21 protein-coding genes, 1 tRNA gene and 2 pseudogenes are annotated in these 18,955 nt (G+C 62.2%); 20 read left to right on the top strand and 4 right to left on the bottom strand.

The features are described 5' to 3' along the window. Positions 1 to 304: 304 nt before the first annotated feature. Positions 305 to 1,747, top strand: coding sequence for a magnesium transporter (gene mgtE / locus ACGI6K_RS06835; protein WP_376943791.1), 1,443 nt, complete (start codon positions 305 to 307; stop codon positions 1,745 to 1,747). A 266-nt stretch (positions 1,748 to 2,013) separates the two neighbouring features. Here the strand turns inward: mgtE and ACGI6K_RS06840 are convergent, their stop codons facing one another. Then, on the bottom strand, positions 2,014 to 2,352 hold the full coding sequence (locus ACGI6K_RS06840; RefSeq protein ID WP_041807311.1) for an Arc family DNA-binding protein: 339 nt from the start codon (positions 2,350 to 2,352) through the stop codon (positions 2,014 to 2,016). A 352-nt stretch (positions 2,353 to 2,704) separates the two neighbouring features. Between ACGI6K_RS06840 and ACGI6K_RS06845 the strand changes: the two genes are divergently transcribed. The 5 genes and pseudogenes from ACGI6K_RS06845 to ACGI6K_RS06865 all read left to right on the top strand — a co-directional run bounded on the left by ACGI6K_RS06845 (position 2,705) and on the right by ACGI6K_RS06865 (position 5,588). Next, positions 2,705 to 2,779, top strand: a tRNA-Arg gene (locus ACGI6K_RS06845). 141 nt (positions 2,780 to 2,920) lie between these two features. Then, positions 2,921 to 3,760 (top strand): annotated as a pseudogene (locus ACGI6K_RS06850) (IS110 family transposase); the annotation flags it as partial. Positions 3,761 to 3,969: 209 nt separating this feature from the next. Further along, positions 3,970 to 4,179: a reverse transcriptase domain-containing protein gene (locus ACGI6K_RS06855; protein ID WP_376943788.1), complete on the top strand. Its 210-nt coding sequence runs from the start codon at positions 3,970 to 3,972 to the stop codon at positions 4,177 to 4,179. A gap of 102 nt (positions 4,180 to 4,281) precedes the next feature. Further along, positions 4,282 to 4,908 (top strand): IS607 family transposase, encoded by a 627-nt coding sequence (locus ACGI6K_RS06860; protein ID WP_377968414.1) that lies wholly within the window; start codon positions 4,282 to 4,284, stop codon positions 4,906 to 4,908. Further along, positions 4,905 to 5,588, top strand: coding sequence for an RNA-guided endonuclease InsQ/TnpB family protein (locus ACGI6K_RS06865; protein ID WP_394543630.1), 684 nt, complete (start codon positions 4,905 to 4,907; stop codon positions 5,586 to 5,588). The genes ACGI6K_RS06860 and ACGI6K_RS06865 overlap by 4 nt, the downstream gene beginning before the upstream one ends. Here the strand turns inward: ACGI6K_RS06865 and ACGI6K_RS06870 are convergent. Next, on the bottom strand, positions 5,576 to 6,382 hold the full coding sequence (locus tag ACGI6K_RS06870) for an IS5 family transposase (RefSeq protein ID WP_377968416.1): 807 nt from the start codon (positions 6,380 to 6,382) through the stop codon (positions 5,576 to 5,578). The genes ACGI6K_RS06865 and ACGI6K_RS06870 overlap by 13 nt on opposite strands. A 42-nt stretch (positions 6,383 to 6,424) precedes the next feature. Between ACGI6K_RS06870 and ACGI6K_RS06875 the strand changes: the two genes are divergently transcribed. The 13 genes and pseudogenes from ACGI6K_RS06875 to ACGI6K_RS06935 all read left to right on the top strand — a co-directional run bounded on the left by ACGI6K_RS06875 (position 6,425) and on the right by ACGI6K_RS06935 (position 17,074). Further along, positions 6,425 to 6,976, top strand: coding sequence for an RNA-guided endonuclease InsQ/TnpB family protein (locus ACGI6K_RS06875; RefSeq protein WP_394543945.1), 552 nt, complete (start codon positions 6,425 to 6,427; stop codon positions 6,974 to 6,976). Positions 6,977 to 6,989: 13 nt separating this feature from the next. Next, the gene (locus ACGI6K_RS06880; RefSeq protein ID WP_377968417.1) at positions 6,990 to 7,412 is read left to right on the top strand and encodes a group II intron maturase-specific domain-containing protein; all 423 of its coding nucleotides are present in this window, start codon (positions 6,990 to 6,992) and stop codon (positions 7,410 to 7,412) included. Positions 7,413 to 7,511: 99 nt separating this feature from the next. After that, positions 7,512 to 7,967, top strand: a pseudogene (locus ACGI6K_RS06885) (transposase); the annotation flags it as partial. A gap of 217 nt (positions 7,968 to 8,184) precedes the next feature. Beyond that, positions 8,185 to 8,442, top strand: coding sequence for a hypothetical protein (locus ACGI6K_RS06890; protein WP_376941828.1), 258 nt, complete (start codon positions 8,185 to 8,187; stop codon positions 8,440 to 8,442). Positions 8,443 to 8,574: 132 nt separating this feature from the next. After that, positions 8,575 to 9,915, top strand: a complete 1,341-nt coding sequence (locus ACGI6K_RS06895; RefSeq protein WP_376941816.1) for a glutamine synthetase family protein — start codon at positions 8,575 to 8,577, stop codon at positions 9,913 to 9,915. A 182-nt stretch (positions 9,916 to 10,097) separates the two neighbouring features. Next, a complete protein-coding gene (locus ACGI6K_RS06900) occupies positions 10,098 to 10,712 on the top strand; it encodes a TIGR04282 family arsenosugar biosynthesis glycosyltransferase (RefSeq protein WP_376941814.1) in 615 nt (204 codons plus the stop codon). A 294-nt stretch (positions 10,713 to 11,006) separates the two neighbouring features. Next, on the top strand, positions 11,007 to 12,512 hold the full coding sequence (locus tag ACGI6K_RS06905; RefSeq protein WP_376941812.1) for a sigma-54-dependent transcriptional regulator: 1,506 nt from the start codon (positions 11,007 to 11,009) through the stop codon (positions 12,510 to 12,512). 39 nt (positions 12,513 to 12,551) lie between these two features. Next, positions 12,552 to 12,857: an STAS domain-containing protein gene (locus ACGI6K_RS06910; RefSeq protein WP_012701966.1), complete on the top strand. Its 306-nt coding sequence runs from the start codon at positions 12,552 to 12,554 to the stop codon at positions 12,855 to 12,857. Between the two features lie 10 nt (positions 12,858 to 12,867). Continuing rightward, positions 12,868 to 14,595: a SpoIIE family protein phosphatase gene (locus ACGI6K_RS06915; protein ID WP_376941810.1), complete on the top strand. Its 1,728-nt coding sequence runs from the start codon at positions 12,868 to 12,870 to the stop codon at positions 14,593 to 14,595. 54 nt (positions 14,596 to 14,649) lie between these two features. Further along, positions 14,650 to 14,949, top strand: coding sequence for an Hpt domain-containing protein (locus ACGI6K_RS06920; protein WP_376941826.1), 300 nt, complete (start codon positions 14,650 to 14,652; stop codon positions 14,947 to 14,949). A gap of 22 nt (positions 14,950 to 14,971) precedes the next feature. After that, positions 14,972 to 15,622, top strand: coding sequence for a bifunctional 4-hydroxy-2-oxoglutarate aldolase/2-dehydro-3-deoxy-phosphogluconate aldolase (locus tag ACGI6K_RS06925; protein ID WP_376941808.1), 651 nt, complete (start codon positions 14,972 to 14,974; stop codon positions 15,620 to 15,622). Beyond that, positions 15,619 to 16,053 carry an acyl-CoA thioesterase gene (locus ACGI6K_RS06930; protein WP_376941806.1) on the top strand — a complete coding sequence of 145 codons (435 nt, stop codon included), beginning with the start codon at positions 15,619 to 15,621 and terminating at the stop codon, positions 16,051 to 16,053. The genes ACGI6K_RS06925 and ACGI6K_RS06930 overlap by 4 nt, the downstream gene beginning before the upstream one ends. A gap of 40 nt (positions 16,054 to 16,093) precedes the next feature. Beyond that, on the top strand, positions 16,094 to 17,074 hold the full coding sequence (locus ACGI6K_RS06935; protein WP_376941804.1) for a tRNA dihydrouridine synthase: 981 nt from the start codon (positions 16,094 to 16,096) through the stop codon (positions 17,072 to 17,074). Positions 17,075 to 17,111: 37 nt separating this feature from the next. Here the strand turns inward: ACGI6K_RS06935 and ACGI6K_RS06940 are convergent, their stop codons facing one another. Next, complete coding sequence (locus ACGI6K_RS06940; protein ID WP_376941802.1) at positions 17,112 to 17,258, bottom strand: DUF2474 domain-containing protein; 147 nt, start codon at positions 17,256 to 17,258, stop codon at positions 17,112 to 17,114. A 261-nt stretch (positions 17,259 to 17,519) separates the two neighbouring features. Here ACGI6K_RS06940 and ACGI6K_RS06945 point away from each other — a divergent pair, with 261 nt between their 5' ends. Further along, positions 17,520 to 17,963 (top strand): Hsp20 family protein, encoded by a 444-nt coding sequence (locus ACGI6K_RS06945; protein WP_376941800.1) that lies wholly within the window; start codon positions 17,520 to 17,522, stop codon positions 17,961 to 17,963. Between the two features lie 47 nt (positions 17,964 to 18,010). Here the strand turns inward: ACGI6K_RS06945 and ACGI6K_RS06950 are convergent, their stop codons facing one another. Further along, complete coding sequence (locus ACGI6K_RS06950; RefSeq protein WP_376941798.1) at positions 18,011 to 18,895, bottom strand: LysR family transcriptional regulator; 885 nt, start codon at positions 18,893 to 18,895, stop codon at positions 18,011 to 18,013. Positions 18,896 to 18,955 lie beyond the last annotated feature (60 nt).

Consider the following 18,955-nt stretch of genomic DNA (forward strand, 5'->3'; position numbering starts at 1 on the left):
GTCCTCCTCGGTGTAGGGATCAGGCTAGCGCCTGCCGATGGAGGCGGATGTGTCCTAAGTCTCTCTATCGTGACCATGCGGTGAGGAGTGAGCGTAGGTTCGCATCGCAAGCACTTGTTCTGACCGGCATTCTGACGAGTGCAAAGCTGTCGGTCAGTGTTATCATTGCGCTCGTCAGTCCCGCCGGGGCTCGTGGAAATCCACCATGGACTTACCCAGTAGTCATTTCAAAACAGATCCGTGCAATCGTGCATTGACTGATTGATGCCCTTGGCGCGTTCCGCTGCTGGGGGCGGAGCTTGCCATGACCGAAGTTGAAGCCAAAAAACAGCAGGAAAGCCTGCAGGAGCGTCTTGCTCAAGTTGTGGAGCTGCTGCACCGGCACAAGCTGGTCGAATACCTGACGCGTCGTCAGGAAGGGGCGCACCATGATCTGGTCGAGAATCTGGTGCATCGGCAGAATCTCGCAGAGTTGCAGCGCAAGCTCGACGAGCTTCATCCCGCAGACATCGCTTATATCCTCGAAGCTCTTCCCCTTGATGACCGCCTGAGTGTCTGGCAGTTGGTCAAGGCCGAGCGCGACGGCGACATTCTCCTCGAAGTATCGGACGCTGTCCGCGAATCCCTGATCGCCGATATGGACGATCAGGAGTTGATTGCCGCTGCCAAGGAGTTGGGCGCCGACGAGCTTGCGGACCTCGCCCACGAATTGCCGCGGGATGTGGTCCACGAACTGATGGAGTCCCTCGATGCCCAGCAGCGTGAGAGGGTGCGTTCGGCGCTCTCCTATGAGGAGGATCGGGTTGGCGCGCTGATGGATTTCGAGATGGTCACCATCCGCGAAGACGTCAGCCTGGAAGTGGTATTACGCTATCTGCGGCGCTTGAAGGAACTGCCTGGACACACCGACAAGCTGTTCGTGGTGAATTACAATGGCGTGCTGAAAGGCGTACTGCCGCTCAAGCGTCTGCTGGTCAGCGATCCGGAGCGGCAGGTCTCCGAAGTCATGGCGCTTGATCCCGTGCGTTTCCATCCCGACGAGGACGCCTATGATGCCGCTCAGGCTTTCGAACGCTACGATCTGGTTTCCGCGCCCGTGGTGGAGCGGAATGGCAAGCTGATCGGCCGCTTGACCATCGATGCCATGGTCGACCTGATCCGCGAGGAAGGCGAGAGCGAAGTGCTGAACATGGCCGGCTTGCGCGAGGAGGAGGATATCTTCGCCTCTGTGTGGAAGTCGGTCGGCAATCGCTGGGCGTGGCTCGCGCTGAATCTGGTGACTGCCTTCGTGGCCTCGCGCGTGATCGGCTTGTTCGAGGACTCCATCGAGAAACTGGTGGCCTTGGCGGCGCTGATGCCGATCGTCGCGGGCATCGGTGGCAATTCCGGCAATCAGACGATCACTATGATCGTTCGTGCCATGGCGCTAGGCCAGATCAATACGGCAAACACGGCGCGCCTGCTGGTCAAGGAGCTTGGTGTGGGACTGATCAACGGCTTGGTCTGGGGTGGAGTGATCGGTGTGGTAGCGGGCGTTCTTTACGGAAGCTGGTCACTGGCTGCGGTGATGACGGGCGCAATGACCCTGAATTTGTTGATGGCCGCTTTGATGGGAGTGCTGATTCCCATGACGCTGGCCAAGCTCGGGCGCGATCCGGCCATGGGGGCCAGTGTGATGATCACGGCCATGACAGACAGTGGCGGTTTCTTCATTTTCCTGGGGCTGGCCACCCTGTTCCTGCTTTGAGCGGGTACTCCTGACGGTGCGGGAGGAGGGGGCATGCGTCCCCGGCTGTCTGAACCCGGATGGACGGATAATTTCAAAGATGACGGGCTTCGTGGGTTGGATGACAATAGAAGGTGTATCGAGTGCGCTAATCGAATCGCTGTACGGCGGGCGCGCACGACCTCTACTTGAGAAACAGGCCTATGGGCATAGGCCTGTTCTCCGCATCGGTTTTTGGCGCTTCAGCCAAAATCTCTGGCTGAAGGCGGTGCATGTCGCTCATGCGGTTACTGCTCGGTGGTCGCGCCTTCGGTCGCGAGCTCGCTATCCTGCGCAATGAGGGCAACCAGGGCGTTCTGCTGGCGTCGGGTCAGTTGCCGGAAACGCTGCAACAGTTCCCGTTCGTGCAGGGAGAGCTCGGGGCTGTCCAGGCGCAGACTCAGGTCGTCGCCCAGGGCGTCTTCCTGAAGTAGGCTTTGCTCCAGACGTGCAATGATTTCCGAGTTCATGCTGCGGTGATGGCTGCGTGCTACATCCGCGATGCGTTCACGCATGCCATCGGGTAGACGAACGACGAATTTGTCAGCTGTACGGCTAGAGTAGATTGCCTGTTTCATAGGTTGCATAGTTTCGACCGGTGAGTTGTTATAGAGTGCTGGCAATTAGCTTGCAAGGGTGTTCTCGGTATGACATCGTCTTGCCCAAGTGGTTCACTCTTTTCAATATCTGAATCGATTAATCGCATGCAGTTGATTTGCACGCTCCACTGACGCCGGGATTTCCGGTGAGACGAGCCCAAGAATCGACTGCGCGAACACCTTGTTGTTCCGTTGTCGCTTCCTGTTTTTGTAAGCATGACAAAGGGCTCTTTCATGGCTACAATACCGCCTCATCGCCATTGGTCGATCGACTGATTGGAAGCTTGGCAAGAGTATCCCCGCGTAGGCGGGGTGTGAAAATCGATGGCTTTTTCGGCAAGTCCCCTTAGTTCAATGGATAGAACAAGCCCCTCCTAAGGGCTAGATGCTGGTTCGACTCCAGTAGGGGGCACCACCACCCTGATTCCGAACGCGCCCGAACACATCAAGATTCCCCTTCGAGCCCCGCCTATTGCAGGGTTTTAATGAGATGGTCACCCCCACACCCTGCAAAAGCTAACTTTCGCAGGGTGTTTTATTTTCGCAGACCATCGCCATGAGCACAGTCGCACTGGTAGGCATCGATCTTGGCAAGCACAGTTTCCATCTGCATGGGCAGGACAAGGCGGGGCGGGAAGTCTTCGACAAAAAAGCGACACGCCTACAGATGATGCGTTTACTGGGCAATCTGCCAGCCTGCACCGTGGCGCTGGAGGCCTGTACGGGGCTCACTTCATTGCGCGCCAACTGATCGCGACCGGGCATGAGGTGAAGTTGATCGCGCCACGGTTTGTCCGTCCGTTCGTCAAGAGCAACAAGAACGACTTCATCGATGCCGAGGCGATCCGCGAAGCGGCTTCTCGACCGACCATGCGTTTTGTTACGCCGAAGACAGAGGTACGACAGACGTTATCGGTGCCGCACCGCATACGCGACTCCTTAGTGCGCGACCGTACGAAAACCGTCAATCCGGTCCATGGCTTCTTGTTGGAGTTCGGCGTTAGCTTGCCCAAGGGGCTTTCGCTGATTAGGCGCTTGCCAACAACATTGGCCGAGCACGAGCTGCCGCACCGACTGGTCGTATTGCTGATGCGTTTGCATAGCCACGTCTGTTACCTGGACGAGCAGATCAGGGATTTGGACAAAGAAATGACCAACCAGCAGTTGGCCGATGATGACCTGGGGCGTCGCCTGATGACCATTCCCTGCATCGGTCCGATCACGGCGAGCTTGTTGTCGGCGCAGGTTGGGGATGGCAAGCAGTACGGCTGTAGCCGGGACTTTCGCCTCGGTCGGCTTGGCGCCACGGCAATACAGCACGGGTGGTCGGAGCAACCTGCTGGGCATCAGCCAGCGCGGTGACAAGAGCCCGCGACGGCTACTGATGCGGTGCGCGGGGATCATCTCGCCGATACTCGCGAACTGGACTCTGGATGGACTGGAGCAGGCCGCTCTCACCCGCGTGGCTTCGACAGAACGCCGGCGAAGGCCCTTCAAGGGCACTTCTAAAAACGTAGGCGAGGCAGTCAGCGCAAGGCAAAAACAGGCGAAAAAGCGGAGTTTACGCGCTGTAAATGAGCATTTTGAGCCTGTTTTTACGCAGCAGTGACCACGCAGGTAGTTTTTAGATGTGCCCTCAAGGTCCATGTCGTAAGGCATGCCGATGACTTCATCGTCACGGGCGCTTCGAAAGCTCTCTTGGAACATCAGGTACGACCGGCGATCGAGGCGTTCCTGAAAGAGCGGGGCCTGGAGCTCTCGGCGAAGAAGACGCACATAACGCCTAGCTCCGAAGGTTTCGACTTTCTTGGCTAGAACGTATGCAAGTACGCCGGCAAGCGGCTGATCACTCCAGCTCGCAAGAGGGCTTTAACAGTTTGATTTAAAAACCATCATAGCTGTGCAATACTACCCAATATGGATAGATTGGTGAGCATTGGTGAAGCCGCCAAGGCGCTGGGCGTGTCGATCACGACGCTGCGCCGCTGGGAGGCATCGGGCAAACTGGTTGCCGAGCACACGGCAGGCGGCCATCGCCGCTACGACCTCGCCAAACTGAAGCCTGAGCTGTTCCGTTCGGAGGCCGAGGCCTGCCGCAGGACGGTGGCCTACGCTCGCGTTTCCAGCCACGACCAGAAGGGCGACCTGGAGCGCCAGAAGCAGGTGCTGGAGTTGTACTGCGCCCGCCAGGGCTGGACGTTCGAGGTGATCGCCGACCTGGGCTGCGGCATGAACTACCAGAAGAAAGGGCTCAAGCGCCTGCTGGAATCCATCATCGAGGGGCAGGTCGGGCGGCTGGTCATCACCCACAAAGACCGGCTGCTGCGCTTCGGTGCGGAGCTGGTGTTCGCTATGTGCGAAGCGAAGAGCGTCGAGGTGGTCATCCTGAACCAGGGTGAAGACACTACCTTCGAGGAGGATCTGGCCAAGGATGTGCTGGAGATCATCACCGTGTTCAGCGCCCGGCTGTACGGCTCCCGTAGCCGGAAGAACCAAAAGCTGCTCGACGGCATGAAAAAGGCTGTGGAGGACTCGCAGTCGTGATCCTCGCCCACAAGATCGCACTCGCCCCCAACAACGCACAGGCGACCTACTTCGCCCGTGCCGCGGGCGTGGCGCGGTTTGCCTACAACTGGGCGCTGGCCGAGTGGGGCCGGCAGTACGAGGCACACAAGGCCGACCCGGCGCAGCCCAGGCCGTCGCAGGCTGCTCTGCGCCGGCAGCTCAACGCCATCAAGCGCGAGCAGTTCCCCTGGATGCTCGAGGTCACCAAGAACGCCGCGCAGATGGCCATCATCCAGCTCGGGGAGGCGTTCAAGAACTTCTTCGCCGGCCGGGCCAGGTACCCGAGGTTGCGCCGCAAGGGCGTGCATGACCGCTTCACCCTGACCAACGATCAGTTCGCCCTCGACGGCTGCCGCATCCGCATCCCCCATCTCGGCTGGGTGCGGATGCGGGAGGCGTTGCGCTTCTCCGGCAAGATCCTCTCGGCCACGATTTCCCGCGTGGCCGACCGCTGGTTCGCCAGCATCAGCGTGGATACCCAGGACCTGACCCACTTGCCCAAAGCCGAAAACCAAGGCGCGGTTGGTGTGGATCTGGGGGTGTCCGCCCTGGCCACGCTCTCGACGGGCGAGGTGATCGCCGGGCCGAAGGCGCATGCCGCCCTGCTCAAGCGCCTGCGCCGGCTGTCGCGCAGCCTGAGAGCGTGTTATGAACTTTGAAGAAGAGATGCGGCATTGCCGAGCATGAGGATGGTGAAGACGACGAAGTGCAAGCCAGCCAATGTTTCCGGTAGGCGCTCGTAGTCGCGAGCCAGGCGCCGGAACCGATTGACCCAGCCGAAGCTGCGCTCCACGACCCAGCGGCGCGGCAGAAGCACGAAGCTTTTCTTGGCTTCAGACAGTTTCACCACGTGCAGTTGGATGCCTTCTTCCTGGGCCGCTTGCGCCGGATCATGACCGGTGTAGCCCTGGTCCACGAAGGCGAGCTTCACCGTCTGGCCCGTGGCCTGCTGGACTTGCCGTGCCAGCGATCGCACCTGGGCACGCTCCTGCTCATTGGCTGGTGTGACGTGGACCGCCAGCAGGTGGCCGAGCGTGTCCACCGCCATGTGCACCTTGCTGCCCTTCTTACGTTTATAGCCGTCATAACCGGCCCGTGGCCCGCTCTCGCAAGTGGACTGCAAGGTGCGGCCGTCCAGGATCACGGCGCTGGGTTGGCCCTGCTTGCCTTGAGCGACACGCAACACCGAGCGCAGATCGTTGACCATGGCTTCGAAGCAGCCGGCCTGCAGCCACCGCTGAGTTTGTTGGTAAACCGCCTCCCACGGCGGAAAGTCGTTGGGAATCAGTCGCCAGGGAGCACCAGCCCGGGCCATCCAGCGCAACGCGTTGAACATCAGGCGCAGATCGTACCTGCGCTGCGGCGCTCGCGGATCCATCAGGGTCAGGTAGGGCGCAGCGAAGGCCCATTCTTCATCAGAAACGTCTGTCGGGTAAGGGCGTGCGGGCTTCATCCAACTACGATAGCTTCACCGGCACCAAGTTCATAACACGCTCTGAGCCGCAAGCAGAAAGGCTCGGCCAACAGCAAGAAGGCCCGCGCCCGACTGGCAAGGCTGCACGCTCGGATCGCCAACATCCGCCAGGATGCTTTGCACCAGCTTACCACGGGCCTGACCCGCCGCTTCCCGGTGATCGGGATCGAGGACTTGAACGTGGCCGGGATGATGAAGAACCGCCGTCTGGCACGCTCCATCGCGGACAGGGGGTTCTTCGAGTTCCGCCGCCAGCTCGACTACAAGAGCGAGATGCGCGGCGGCGAGGTGGTGGTGGCGGATCGCTGGTTCGCCAGCAGCAAGACCTGCTCGTGCTGCGGGCAGGTGCGGGAGAGCCTGCCGTTGGCGGTGCGTACCTGGACGTGCCCGGACTGCCAAGCCCGGCACGACCGGGACGGCAACGCGGCAATCAATTTGAAGCATTACGCCGTGAGTTCCACGGTGTCGGCCTGTGGAGGGGAAGGCGCTGGCCCTGGCGGCAACGCCAGGGTGAAACCGGCCCCGTCGAAGCAGGAAGTTAGCAAAAAGCTACCTATGGGGAGCTTTGGATAGGTCTAACAGAACGGTGAAAGCGCTCCTGAAGAAAGTCCGGGAAGTCGTGAACGCGAACAAGGCAGCCACACAGGCAAACCTGATCCTGAGCCTGAACCCGATCATCCGGGGATGGGCCATGTATCATCGCCATGTCGTTGCTGCCGCCCGCTTCGCATGGATCGACCACCGGATCTGGCGAATCCTATGGCGCTGGGCTGTGCGCCGGCATGCCATGAAAAATGCTCACTGGGTAAAGCAACGATACTTTCGCGTGGTGGGGCGACGACACTGGGTGTTTGCTGGCAAGGAAAGAAAGCATGGCATGAGCCAGCCCGTCTGGCTGTTTGCTGCGGCCAGTGTTCCGCTCATACGGCACGTCAAGAGATGCAGTGCGGCGAACCCGTTCGACCCTGCATGGACGCTTTACCTGCAGCGCAGGAGAGCACAGCGTTAGGTAGCTTGGTCACCCGGCTGCTGGAAGGCTTGAGCCGTATGGACTCTCATGTACGCTTCTCAGGGGAGGCAGGAGTGGTAATACGCTTGCCTTACCCGACTGAAGGCGCATATCGGCGTCAATGCCGAGTCGGGCCTAGTGCATCACGTGGTGAGCACGGCGGCTAACGTGGCGGATGTCACCCAGGTCGACAAGGTGCTGCATGGCGAGGAAACCCTCGTCAGCCTCGATGCGGCCTATGTCGGTGTCGAGAAACGACCGGAGTCTGCCGGACGGAACGTCGTCTAGCAGATCGCGGCTCGCCGCAGCACCTACCAGAAGCACAGCAAGCGCAGTGTCCTGTATCGCGTCAAACGTCGGATCGAGAAAGCCAAGGCGCAGATACGGGCCAGGGTCGAGAATCCGTTTCGGGTGATCAAGCGGCAGTTCGGTTACGTGAAGGTGCGCTTCCGTGGCCTGGCGAAGAGTACGGCGCAACTGATGACGCTGTTTGCCTTGTCGAACCTGTGGATGGCGCGAAAACATCTGTTGGTGGCAGGAGAAGTGCGTCCGTAATGCGGGGAGTCATCCAGGCAAAGTGCCTCGTCAAGGGCAAACCATGGATTTGCAAAGGGATATCGGCCTCAATTGCCACGGAACTGCCGTTTTTTTGAGCAATCGAGCGCTCGGCTAGGAAATGACGGGGGGCTAATTCAGACTTTCCTTGGCTTTATGACACAGTGAGATTAGGGGCGTTTGGGGATATTCTTGGTTCGGTAGTTGGCGTATCCCTATGGCGCGCACTGTCACCCCTCTGATGGACCCCAAATGCGAGGCTGCCAAGCCCCGTGAGAAGGATTACAAGCTATTCGACGGACAGGGATTTTACCTGTGGTGCCTGTCCCGACAGATGATCCCGTTCGCATTCCTGATGATGTCGACTGCCGCGATGGTTGAATGGAGTCTGGGTATTTCAGAAGATGCCGCAGCCTTCATTCAATACGCAGCTTCGATGATAGGCATGTCTGTCGAGCTGCGGTTTTCATCGTAATGCCGCGTGCATTCCTGAGCCTGTGCCGCTGTAGGGGGAGTGGTTTGACTTTCGACACGGTTTGGACTGCTTGAACTTCCCGCTGGCGGCTGCGTACTGTGTGCGGAGCGCCGTGGAAAGGAGAGGCACGCCATGCTCAAGCCCCAGCAACTGCTTGCTGACCGTCTGGCCGGTGTCGAGGAGGTCGAATGCATTACTCCCGACCTCAATGGGGTACCTCGTGGCAAGGTAATGACTCTCAGGGGCTTTCTAGAGGGGCAGCGCCTACAATTGGCGCGCGGGGTTCTACTTCAGTGCATCATGGGCGGCTATCCGCCAACTCGTTTTTATGGCGGTGACGATGGCGATTTGCTCCTCGTTCCCGACCTGCGGCAGCTCCATCTTATTCCCTGGTGCGAACGGCCCCGGGCTCTAGCGATATGCGATGCCGAGGAGTTGAAGGGTGAAGGCTCGCCATTGTCGACCCGCGCGCTGCTCAAGCGCATAGTGGCCGCTTATGCCCGCCAAGGTTGGCAGCCGGTGGTGGCCACCGAGCTGGAGTTCTTCGTCTTCGCCCCGCATGGCGATCCACAGATGCCGTTTCAGCCGCCGGTTGGGCTCGATGGTAGGCGCGAAGCGGGTTTTTCGGCCTTCAGCATGTCTTCCAGCAACGGCTTGCGGCCCTTCTTCGACGATGTCTATCGCTGCATGGCGGCGCTCGGGCTGCCGCGTGACACATTCATGCACGAAATGGGGATCAGCCAGTTCGAGATTAATCTGCTGCATGGCGACCCCTTGCAACTAGCCGACCAGACTTTTCTGTTCAAGCATCTGCTCAGAGAGGTAGCGCTTCGGCACGGGCTGACAGTGGTTTGCATGGCCAAGCCACTGGCCGGGGTTCCCGGTAGTTCCATGCATGTCCATCAGAGCGTGGTGGAGCAGGAAAGCAACAGGAACCTGTTCAGCGATGGGGATGGTGAACCGACTCCGACCTTCCGTCACTTCATCGGCGGTCAGCAACGGGCGCTGGCCGATCTCACCCTGTTGTTCGCTCCACACGTCAACTCTTTCCAGCGACTGTGCCACCCCTATGCTTCGCCGAACAACGCCTGCTGGTCTTACGACAATCGGGCGGCGGGGCTGCGCATTCCGGCCAGCCCGGCGGTCGCGCGGCGAGTCGAGAACCGGCTGCCGGGCGCGGATGCCAATCCTTATCTGGCCATTGCCGCCAGTCTGGCCGCCGGTCTGTTCGGAATGCTGCAGCAGGTGGAGCCGAGCGCGCCGCTGCAGGGCGAATTCCAGGTACCGGAAAGCCTGATCCTGCCGAGCAGCATGCCGGTCGCGCTGGCCCGACTCGAGCATAGCCGATTGGCGCGGGAGTTTTTCGGCGAGGAGTTCATCGAGGGCTATATCGCCAGCAAGCGACTGGAGTTGATGGATTTTCTCGACGAGATCACCCCTTGGGAACGGCGCATTCTGGCAGGTCAGGTCTGACTCCCGGACGGCTCTCCGTTTTGCCGCAAAAGGGCACTGCCGTCGATCAGCAGTGGCCAATGTCACACTGTGAAGACCGGGAAATCAGGCGTACTGTAGTTGGCGATACAGCGTTTGCGTTTGGCCTTGTGGCATGATGCGGCTACCCGATGGCCAACCGGGCGCACGAGGGGGAACCTGGCATGAGCCTGTCGATTTCCTTGCATTTGCTGGCTCACGCCCCGGCTCCCGGCCAGGTGAAGCCTCGCCTGATTTCCGCGTTGGGCGAAGATGGTGCGTGCGATCTGCAGCGCCTGCTGGTGGAGCGCGCCTTGCACCTGCCGGTGGATGGTTTCCAGGATCGCTTTCTCTGGCTCGACGAAGGGCCCGACGAGGCCTTGGGTGCCATGGCGGAGGCCTGTGGCTGGGCCGTCGTCGAGCAGCCGGCAGGCGATCTGGGCGAGCGGATGCGCCGCATCGCCACCCTCGGCCTCTGCGCCACCGACGCGGTAATCCTGATCGGCAATGACAGCCCGGCGCTGGACGGGGATTACCTGCAGGCTGCCTGCGAGGCGTTGCGCGAGCGGGATGTGGTGCTTGGGCCGGCCGAGCATGGCGATTATGCCTTGCTGGGATTGCGGCGGCTCGACCCGTCCCTGTTCGAAGCCATTCCTTGGGGCTGCGAGGACGTGCTACCCATCACCTGCGAGCGCCTGCGTCGGCTTGGCTGGAAGCATTGCCTGTTGCCCTGCTTATGGGGCGTGGAGGGGCCCGAGGATCTGTTGCGTCTGTCCGAGGTGGGCATTTGCTTGAGATAGCGGGTGAACGGCTGCGTCCCATGGGTAAAGCTATCGAGCGGCTGGCATCCTTTGTAGAATGTGGGTACTTGTTCAGGCGTATCCGGGATCGGGCTGGATTTTCCGGCCGCTCGTCCTGGATTTAGGGTTACCTCCCTGGCGCTTCGCTATCCGTTCTGTCGGAGCTCCGCCGTCGCGAGCGCAGGATGCGCTTTCCTCGATTCGATACCGTGGCAGTCCCGATAACGGTGGCACTGCACGCCGTGGTTTGCGACGACGCTTCCCGAAGCCTTTTCCAGCTCAGATATCCGGCATATGTGGCGTGACACAAAAATTCTCCTAATCGACGATGACTGTGGCCGACGCAGGGACATGTCAGTCATCCTCGATTTCCTCGACGAGCAGTACCTGGCCTGTGCCAGTGCGGACTGGCGAAGGCAAGCCGAGTCCTTGGGCTCCAGTCAGGAGCTCTTGTGCGTACTGCTGGGGACAGTCGAGACGCAAGGCGGGATGCTCAGGCTGATCAGGGCGCTCCGCGACTGGGACGAAACGCTTCCCGTGCTGCTGCTCGGTCGGCATCCCTCGCCGGACTGGCCGAAAGAGGAACGGCGCCAAGTGCTAGCCAATTTGGAGGCGTTACCCTCCTATAACAAGCTGCTCGATTCCCTGCATCGGGCCCAAGTCTACCGCGCGATGCCTGTCCAGGCGCGTGGCCTGTCGCGCGAGCCCAACCTGTTTCGCAGTCTGGTCGGCACCAGTCGTGCGATCCAGCAGGTTCGCCAATTGCTGCAGCAGGTGGCCGATACCGATGCCTGCGTGTTGCTGCAGGGCGAGTCAGGAACCGGCAAGGAGGTGGTGGCGCGTAACCTGCACTACCATTCCAGACGTCGTGATGCTCCCTTCGTGCCCTTCAATTGCAGCGCTATCGCCACCGAGTTGCTGGAGAGCGAGTTGTTCGGACACGAGAAGGGCGCTTTCAGCGGTGCCCTGGGCAGTCATACCGGGCGTCTCGAACTGGCCCATGGCGGTGTCTTGTTTCTCGAGGAAGTCGATGCCATGCCGTTGCCGGGCCAGGCTCGCCTGTTGCGTGTATTAAAGGAGGGCCTCTTCGAGCGCCTGGGCAGCACGTGCTCCCAGAGCGTCGATGTACGGATCATCGCGGCGAGTCACAAGAATCTAGAGGCGATGGTCGAAAAGGGCAGCTTCCGTGAGGATCTTTACTACCGGCTCAGTGTCTTTCCCATCGAGGTGCCGGCCCTGCGCGAGCGTGTGGAAGATCTTCCGCTGCTGTTGATCGAACTGATCGCGCGGCTGGAGCACGACAAGCTGGGCTCCATCCGCTTCAACTCGGCGGCGATCATGTCCCTTTGCCAGCACGACTGGCCGGGCAATCTGCGCGAGCTGGCCAACCTGGTGGAGCGGATGTCGATCATGCATCCCTGTGGCGTCATCGGCGTGCAGGAGTTGCCGAAGAAGTACCGCCACATCGAGGGAGAGGATGAGCAAGGCGAAGAGGGCGGGAGCTTCGAGGCCGGCATGCCGGACCCGGCCAGTCTCGCCCTGCTGCCGCCGGAAGGGCTGGATTTGAAGGATTATCTGGCCGCCCTCGAGCAGGCACTCATCCAGCAGGCGCTGGACGACTCCGCCGGTGTGGTGGCACATGCCGCCGAGCGCCTGCGCATGCGCCGCACCACACTGGTGGAGAAGATGCGCAAGTACGGCATGGGCCGGCGCGAGGACGGCAACGATCAAACGGCCCTGGAGCGCGCCGCAGGCTCCGGTCATTGCCCGGCGGTTGCCCTGCCGGGAGCCAAGTGTTAAATCTCGCTGCGGCGACGACACTTACCTGAGGAGCACCGTATGGCTATCACTTCGCAGCCTTCGGCAGATGGACAAGAGTTGACCATTTTCATCCAGGGGCGCTTCGATTTCGGTGCCCACCAGGAATTCCGAGATGCCTACGAACGGGTGAACGTCACTCCGAAGCGTTATGTCGTCGACCTGCAGGGGGCGACCTATCTGGACAGCTCGGCGCTCGGCATGCTCCTGCTGCTGCGCGACCATGCCGGCGGCGAACGGGCGCAGATCCGCCTCATCCACTGCAGTCCGGATGTGCGCAAGATCCTGTCGATCTCCAACTTCGAACAGCTCTTCCACATCGCCTAGGGTTTTTCCCGTGCAGTCGACCCTGTGCATCCTAATCGCCGAGGACAGTCCCGCGGACCGGATGCTGCTGGCGACCATCGTCGGTCGCCAGGGCTATCGTGTGCTGACTGCTGGCAACGGCCTCGAGGCGATCATGATGTTCGCCCGCGAGCGTCCGCACATGGTCCTGATGGACGCCTTGATGCCGGTGATGGACGGTTTCGAGGCCGCCCGGCGGATCAAGCAGATGGCCGGCGAGGAACTCGTGCCGATCATCTTCCTCACCTCGCTGACCGAGAGCGAGGCGCTGGTCCAGTGCCTGGAGGTCGGTGGCGACGATTTCATCGCCAAGCCTTACAACAGTGTGATCCTGGATGCCAAGATCAAGGCCATGGATCGCCTACGTCGGCTGCAGGCCACGGTGCTGGAGCAGCGCAACCTGATCGCCCGGCACAACGAGCATCTGCTCAACGAGCAGCGGGTGGCCAAGGCGGTGTTCGACAAGGTGGCCCACTCCGGCTGTCTCAATGCTCCGAACATCCGCTACATGCAGTCGCCCTATGCGCTGTTCAATGGCGACTTGATGCTGGCGGCCTTCAAGCCTTCCGGCGGCATGCATGTGCTGCTCGGCGACTTCACCGGACACGGCCTGCCGGCGGCGATCGGTGCCATGCCCCTGGCCGAGGTCTTCTACGGCATGACTGCCAAGGGCTATTCGCTGGCGGAAATCCTTCGCGAGATGAATGCCAAGCTCAAGCGCATCTTGCCGGTGGGCGTGTTCTGCTGTGCCGTGATGCTCAATCTGAGTTTTCAGCGACGGGTGGTCGAGGTCTGGAACGGCGGTCTTCCCGATGGCTATCTCCGGCGCGGCAGCAGCGGCGAGCGGATTCCTCTGCGTTCCCGTCACCTGCCGCTGGGTATCCTCGATGCTTCGTGCTTCGACGATCGCTACGAGATCTACCCCATGGAGGCGGGGGATCGCATCTTCCTGCTTTCCGATGGCGTGCTGGAGGCATGCAACCTGGCCGGCGACTGTTTCGGCGAAGGACGGCTGCTCGAAGTGTTCACTCTCAACCGTCAGCCCGACCTGCTGTTCAGTGAAATCCAGCAGGCGCTCAGCGCCTTCCGTGGCGAGGTGCAGGACGACGTCAGCCTGATGGAGGTCCATCTGATGGAGGCGGGACAGTTGCCGCATTCGCCGCTGATCTTCTCGGACTCCGGGCAGAATGCCTCGCTGGATTGGTCGGTCAGCTTCGAATTCCGTGCCGAAACCCTCAAACGCTTCAATCCGCTGCCCTATCTACTGCAACTGCTGCTCGAGGTGGAGGAGCTGCGCATACAGGGCAGCGTGCTTTACACGGTGCTCGCCGAACTGTATTCCAATGCCCTGGAGCATGGGGTGATGGGCCTGAATTCGTCGCTCAAGCGCGATGCCCAGGGGTTCGCCGAATACTACCGGGAGCGCCGTACGCGACTGGCGAACCTGTGCGATGGCTATGTGCGGTTCCATCTAGATCTGCGGCCCGAGGGCAAAGGGGGGCGCCTGAGCATTCGCGTCGAGGACAGCGGTCCGGGTTTCGACGTGCAGCGGATGCTGGAGCGGCACGCATTGGCCGAGCACTTGAGCGGGCGTGGCCTGAAACTGGTGCGCCAACTGGCCGACCGTTGCAGTTGGGCGCCCGACGGTCGCGGCGTGTGCGTGGAGTTTTCCTGGCCCGCTCGGCATAATCCCGCGGATCGCCCCTCGGCCCAGGAGTGACTTGGTGTGTCCGAACATCTCGATCCCAGCGTTCAGACGCTTCTGCGGGAAGTCATGGAGGACGAGTATCCGCTTCTGCTGGATACTTTCCTGAGCGATTCCGAAGCCCGCCTGCATGCCCTGCGCCAGGCCCATGACGTCCGGGATGCGGAAGCTCTGCGTCGAGCCGCGCACAGCTTCAAGGGCAGTTGCAGCAACATGGGCGCGCCGCGGATGACCGAATTGTGCCGGCTGCTCGAGCATCAGGCCCGCACCGGCGAACTGACTCCGGTGTCTGTCCTGCTGGCGCAGGCGGAGCGGGAGTTCGCCATCATCCGTACCTTGATCGAGTCCGAACGACAGCGTCATCCGTGACGCCCCTGCTGGAGAGAAAAACATGGTCATGACGATGGATGCGGTGCTGCAGCGTGCGCGTCCGGTGCTCCCGGTATTGGTGATCGAAGACGCCGAGCTGGCGGTGGATCTGGCGCGGGCGCTGCACGCAGGCGGCATCCAGGTACTCGAGGTGACGTTGCGCACCTCGCGCGCCCTGGATGCGCTGGCGGCGATCCGGCAGGCGCTGCCGAACCTGCTGGTCGGTGCCGGCACCCTGATCCACAGCGAGCAGTTTCTCGAAGCCCGCGATGCCGGTGCGCAATTCGTCGTCAGTCCCGGTTGTACCCAGCGCCTGGCGGCGGCCGCCGACGATTGCCGACTGCCTTACCTGCCGGGCGTGATGACGCCCTCGGAAGTCCTGCAGGCCCTGGAGTTCGGCTATCGATCGCTGAAGCTGTTCCCGGCTAACGGCACCACCAGCGTGGAAATGCTGAAGAGTTTCAAGGAGCCGTTTAGCGGCATTCGCTTCTGTCCCACCGGCGGGGTGACGCCGGACAATCTGCTGAGCTTCCTCGGTCTGCCCAACGTCGCCTGCGTAGGGGGGACCTGGGTCGCGCCCGCCAACCTGATCCGCGCCCGCGCCTGGGACCAGATCACCCAGCTCGCCCGCGAGGCCTGCGAACAGGCGGCCAGTCTGGAGCACCATTCTTGAGTTGGCGGTGGCCCGCGCCTTTCGTCATCGACATCGAGGTGCTGCCGGCGCACATCGACGGTCTCGGCCACGTCAACAACGTGGTTTACGTCGGTTGGCTGGAGGAGTGCGCCTGGCGCCATTCGCAGAGCCTGGGCCTCGGGCTGGACGAGTACCGGCGCCTGGACAGGGCGATGGCGGTCCTGCGTCACGAGATCGACTATCTGGCCAGCGCCCGCCTGGGCGAGCGCCTGCAGATGGGAACCTGGATCGTCAATGCGTATCGCGGCCTGAAGATGACCCGCCGGTTCCAACTGCTGCGTCCGGCCGACGGTGTCACCCTGCTGAGCGCGCAGACCATCTTCGCCTGCATCGAGCTCTCCAGCGGCAGGCCCCGGCGGATGCCGGAGGCTTTCGTGGAGCGCTACGGCAAAGCGCTGATCGACGCCTAGCTTTTCCTCCTTCCGTTCATCCTTGCCGGAAACCTCTCCCATGCGAATCGCCTTGGCCCCCATGGAGGGATTGGTCGACGAACTGCTTCGTGACCTGCTGACCCGCGTCGGCGGCGTCGACTGGTGCGTGACCGAATTCGTCCGGGTCTGCGACCGTCTGCTGCCGATCGTCCAGTTCGAAAGGCTGGCTCCGGAGATGCGGCATGGCTGGCGAACCCGGGCCGGCACGCCGATGCATCTGCAACTGCTCGGTTCCGATCCGGCATGCCTGGCCGAGAACGCGGCACTGGCGGCCGAATTGGGCGCGCCGGCGATCGATCTCAACTTCGGTTGCCCGGCGAAGACGGTCAACCGCTCGCGGGGCGGAGCGGTGCTGCTCGATGAGCCGGAACTGCTGCATGCCATCGTCCGCGAGGTGCGCCGGGCCGTGCCGGCGCATGTACCGGTGACCGCCAAGATGCGCCTGGGGTACGCCCGGCCCGAAGGCGCCCTGGACTGCGCCCGCGCGCTGGTCGAGGGCGGCGTCGCACACCTTGTGGTGCACGCACGGACCAGGGTCGAGGGCTACCGGCCGCCGGCCCATTGGGAATGGCTGGCGCGGGTGCGGGAAGTGGTTGCCGTGCCGGTCTATGCCAACGGCGAAGTCTGGACGCCGGCGGATTGGCTGCGCTGCCGGGAGATCAGCGGGGTGGAGGATGTCATGCTCGGCCGCGGTCTGGTCTCGCGCCCCGATCTGGCCCGGCAGATCGCCATGGCGTGCACCGGAAGCGCGCCCGAGCCGCAGGGCTGGGACGAGGTTCAGCCGCTGGTGCGCGAGTTTTGGCGGCGCGCCCGGCGGCGGATCGCGCCGCGCTACGCGCCTGGCCGGCTCAAGCAGTGGCTGGGCATGCTGGCGCGCAGTTACCCGGAGGCGGCCGCGCTGTTCGCCGAACTGCGCCGGGAGAACGACTGTGGGCGGCTGGATGCCCTGCTGGGGGTGGAGTTGCGCGGTGTTTTCCCGGATCTGTGTCCGGTGCTCTGAAAGGTGCCGACGGTCCGCTGTGGATCGGCCGGCATGCTCAGGTCGTCAGGCCCGCGGCCCGCATGATCAGGCGCAGCCCATAGGCGAGCATGCCCAGGCAGAGCACGCTGGCTGTCCAGATCGTCACGAGCCAGAGGAGCCGGCGCGGCCAGCGCGCATCTTGGTGGTGGCTTCGGAATTTCATCGGTGATCGCTCCTCGTTCTACGGCCGCTTTCCGGAATATTCAGTATGGCCGGATCGGATGCCGGGACAGGGCTGCTGCGGGTCCGGCGCGGAAATCCTCTTGGCATCTTTCCGTGCCTGACCGGTTTTCCTTCGAAAGACAGGTTTCGAAAGGGCGTTTCGCCCCTTGAAATTCACTGGATGAACTCCATCTGGGAGTCTGCGGGATGCCGGAGCCGGGTCCTGCGACAGAATGCTCGCTGATCTTTCGGGAGAATAACGATGTCCGCTTTTTCCATGGCCCCTCTGTTCCGCCAATCCATCGGTTTCGACCGCTTCAACGACCTGTTCGAGTCCGCCCTGCGCAACGAGGCCGGCAGCACCTATCCTCCCTATAACATCGAGAAGCACGGTGATGAGCGCTATCGTATCGTGATCGCGGCGGCCGGTTTCCAGGAGTCCGATCTGGACGTGCAGGTCGAGCGCGGCGTGCTGAGCGTCAGTGGCGGCAAGCGTGAGAGTCGATCCGAAGGCGTCGCCTATCTGCATCAGGGCATCGCCCAGCGCGCCTTCAAGCTGTCGTTCCGTCTGGTCGACCATATAGAGGTCAAGGGCGCCGAACTGCGCAACGGTCTGCTGAGCATCGAGCTGGTGCGCATCGTGCCGGAGGAAGCCAGGCCCAAGCGCATTCCGATCGGCAACGGCCGGCCGGCCCTGGAGAGCTGACCGCTATCGCGCAGAGAGGGGCGCCGCTGGCGCCTCTTTTTCGTCGTTCAGGAGGCAGGCGCCTCGCGCGCACCGTCGAGCAGCGCTATGAAGGCCCGCGCCGCGTTGGACAGGGTCCGCTCGGTGTGCAGGATGTAGCCGAGCTGGCGCGACAGGTGGATGCCGGGCAGCGTCAGGGATTTCACCTGATCGTCCAGCATGGTGCGTGGCAGCACGCTCCAGGCGATGCCGATGGACACCATCATCTTGATCGTCTCCAGATAGTTGGTGCTCATGGCGATGCTGGGCGCCAGTCCCTCGCGTTCGAACAGGCGCCGGACGATGTGATGGGTAAAGGTATTGCCGCCGGGGAACACCGCCGGATGCCGGGCCACGTCAGCCAGGCTCACTTGGACGTCGCGTGCCAGCGGGTGCTCGGGAGCAGCGACGAAATCCAGCGGATCGTCCCAGACCTTCACCGCTCGCACCGGCGGCGCCGTCTCCGGTGCCAAGGTGATCATCGCCAGCTCGGCGCGGCCGTGCAGGATCTCCTCGTAGGCTACTTCCGAATCGAGGAAGCGGATGTCCAGCGCTACCTGCGGATAGGCGCGGGTGAAGGCGCGCAGCAGCGGCGGCAGTCGGTGCAGGCCGATGTGGTGGCTGGTCGCCAGGGTCAGCCGACCGCTGACATCGCCGTTGAGGTTGTTCAGTGCCCGCCGAGTGTCCTCCAGCACGCTGAGTATCCGGTAAGCTCGCGGCAGCAACGCTCGCCCGGCCTCGGTCAGCTTCACCTCGCGGCCGAGGCGGTCGAACAGACGCACCTGAAGCTGCTGCTCCAGTGCGGCGATACGTTTGCTCACCGCTGGTTGGGTCAGGTGCAGGCGTTCGCCGGCTTCGGAGAAGCTGCCGGTTTCGGCGACCGCGATGAAGGCATTGAGGCTGGCGAGATCCATCCGAGCGGTTTCCAGGTGGGAGAGAGTGGTCCGAGCGGGTACCTTTGCATTCCTTATGGG

It is taken from the genome of Azorhizophilus paspali, from assembly GCF_043587585.2.
In the GTDB taxonomy this organism is placed as follows: domain Bacteria; phylum Pseudomonadota; class Gammaproteobacteria; order Pseudomonadales; family Pseudomonadaceae; genus Azotobacter; species Azotobacter paspali.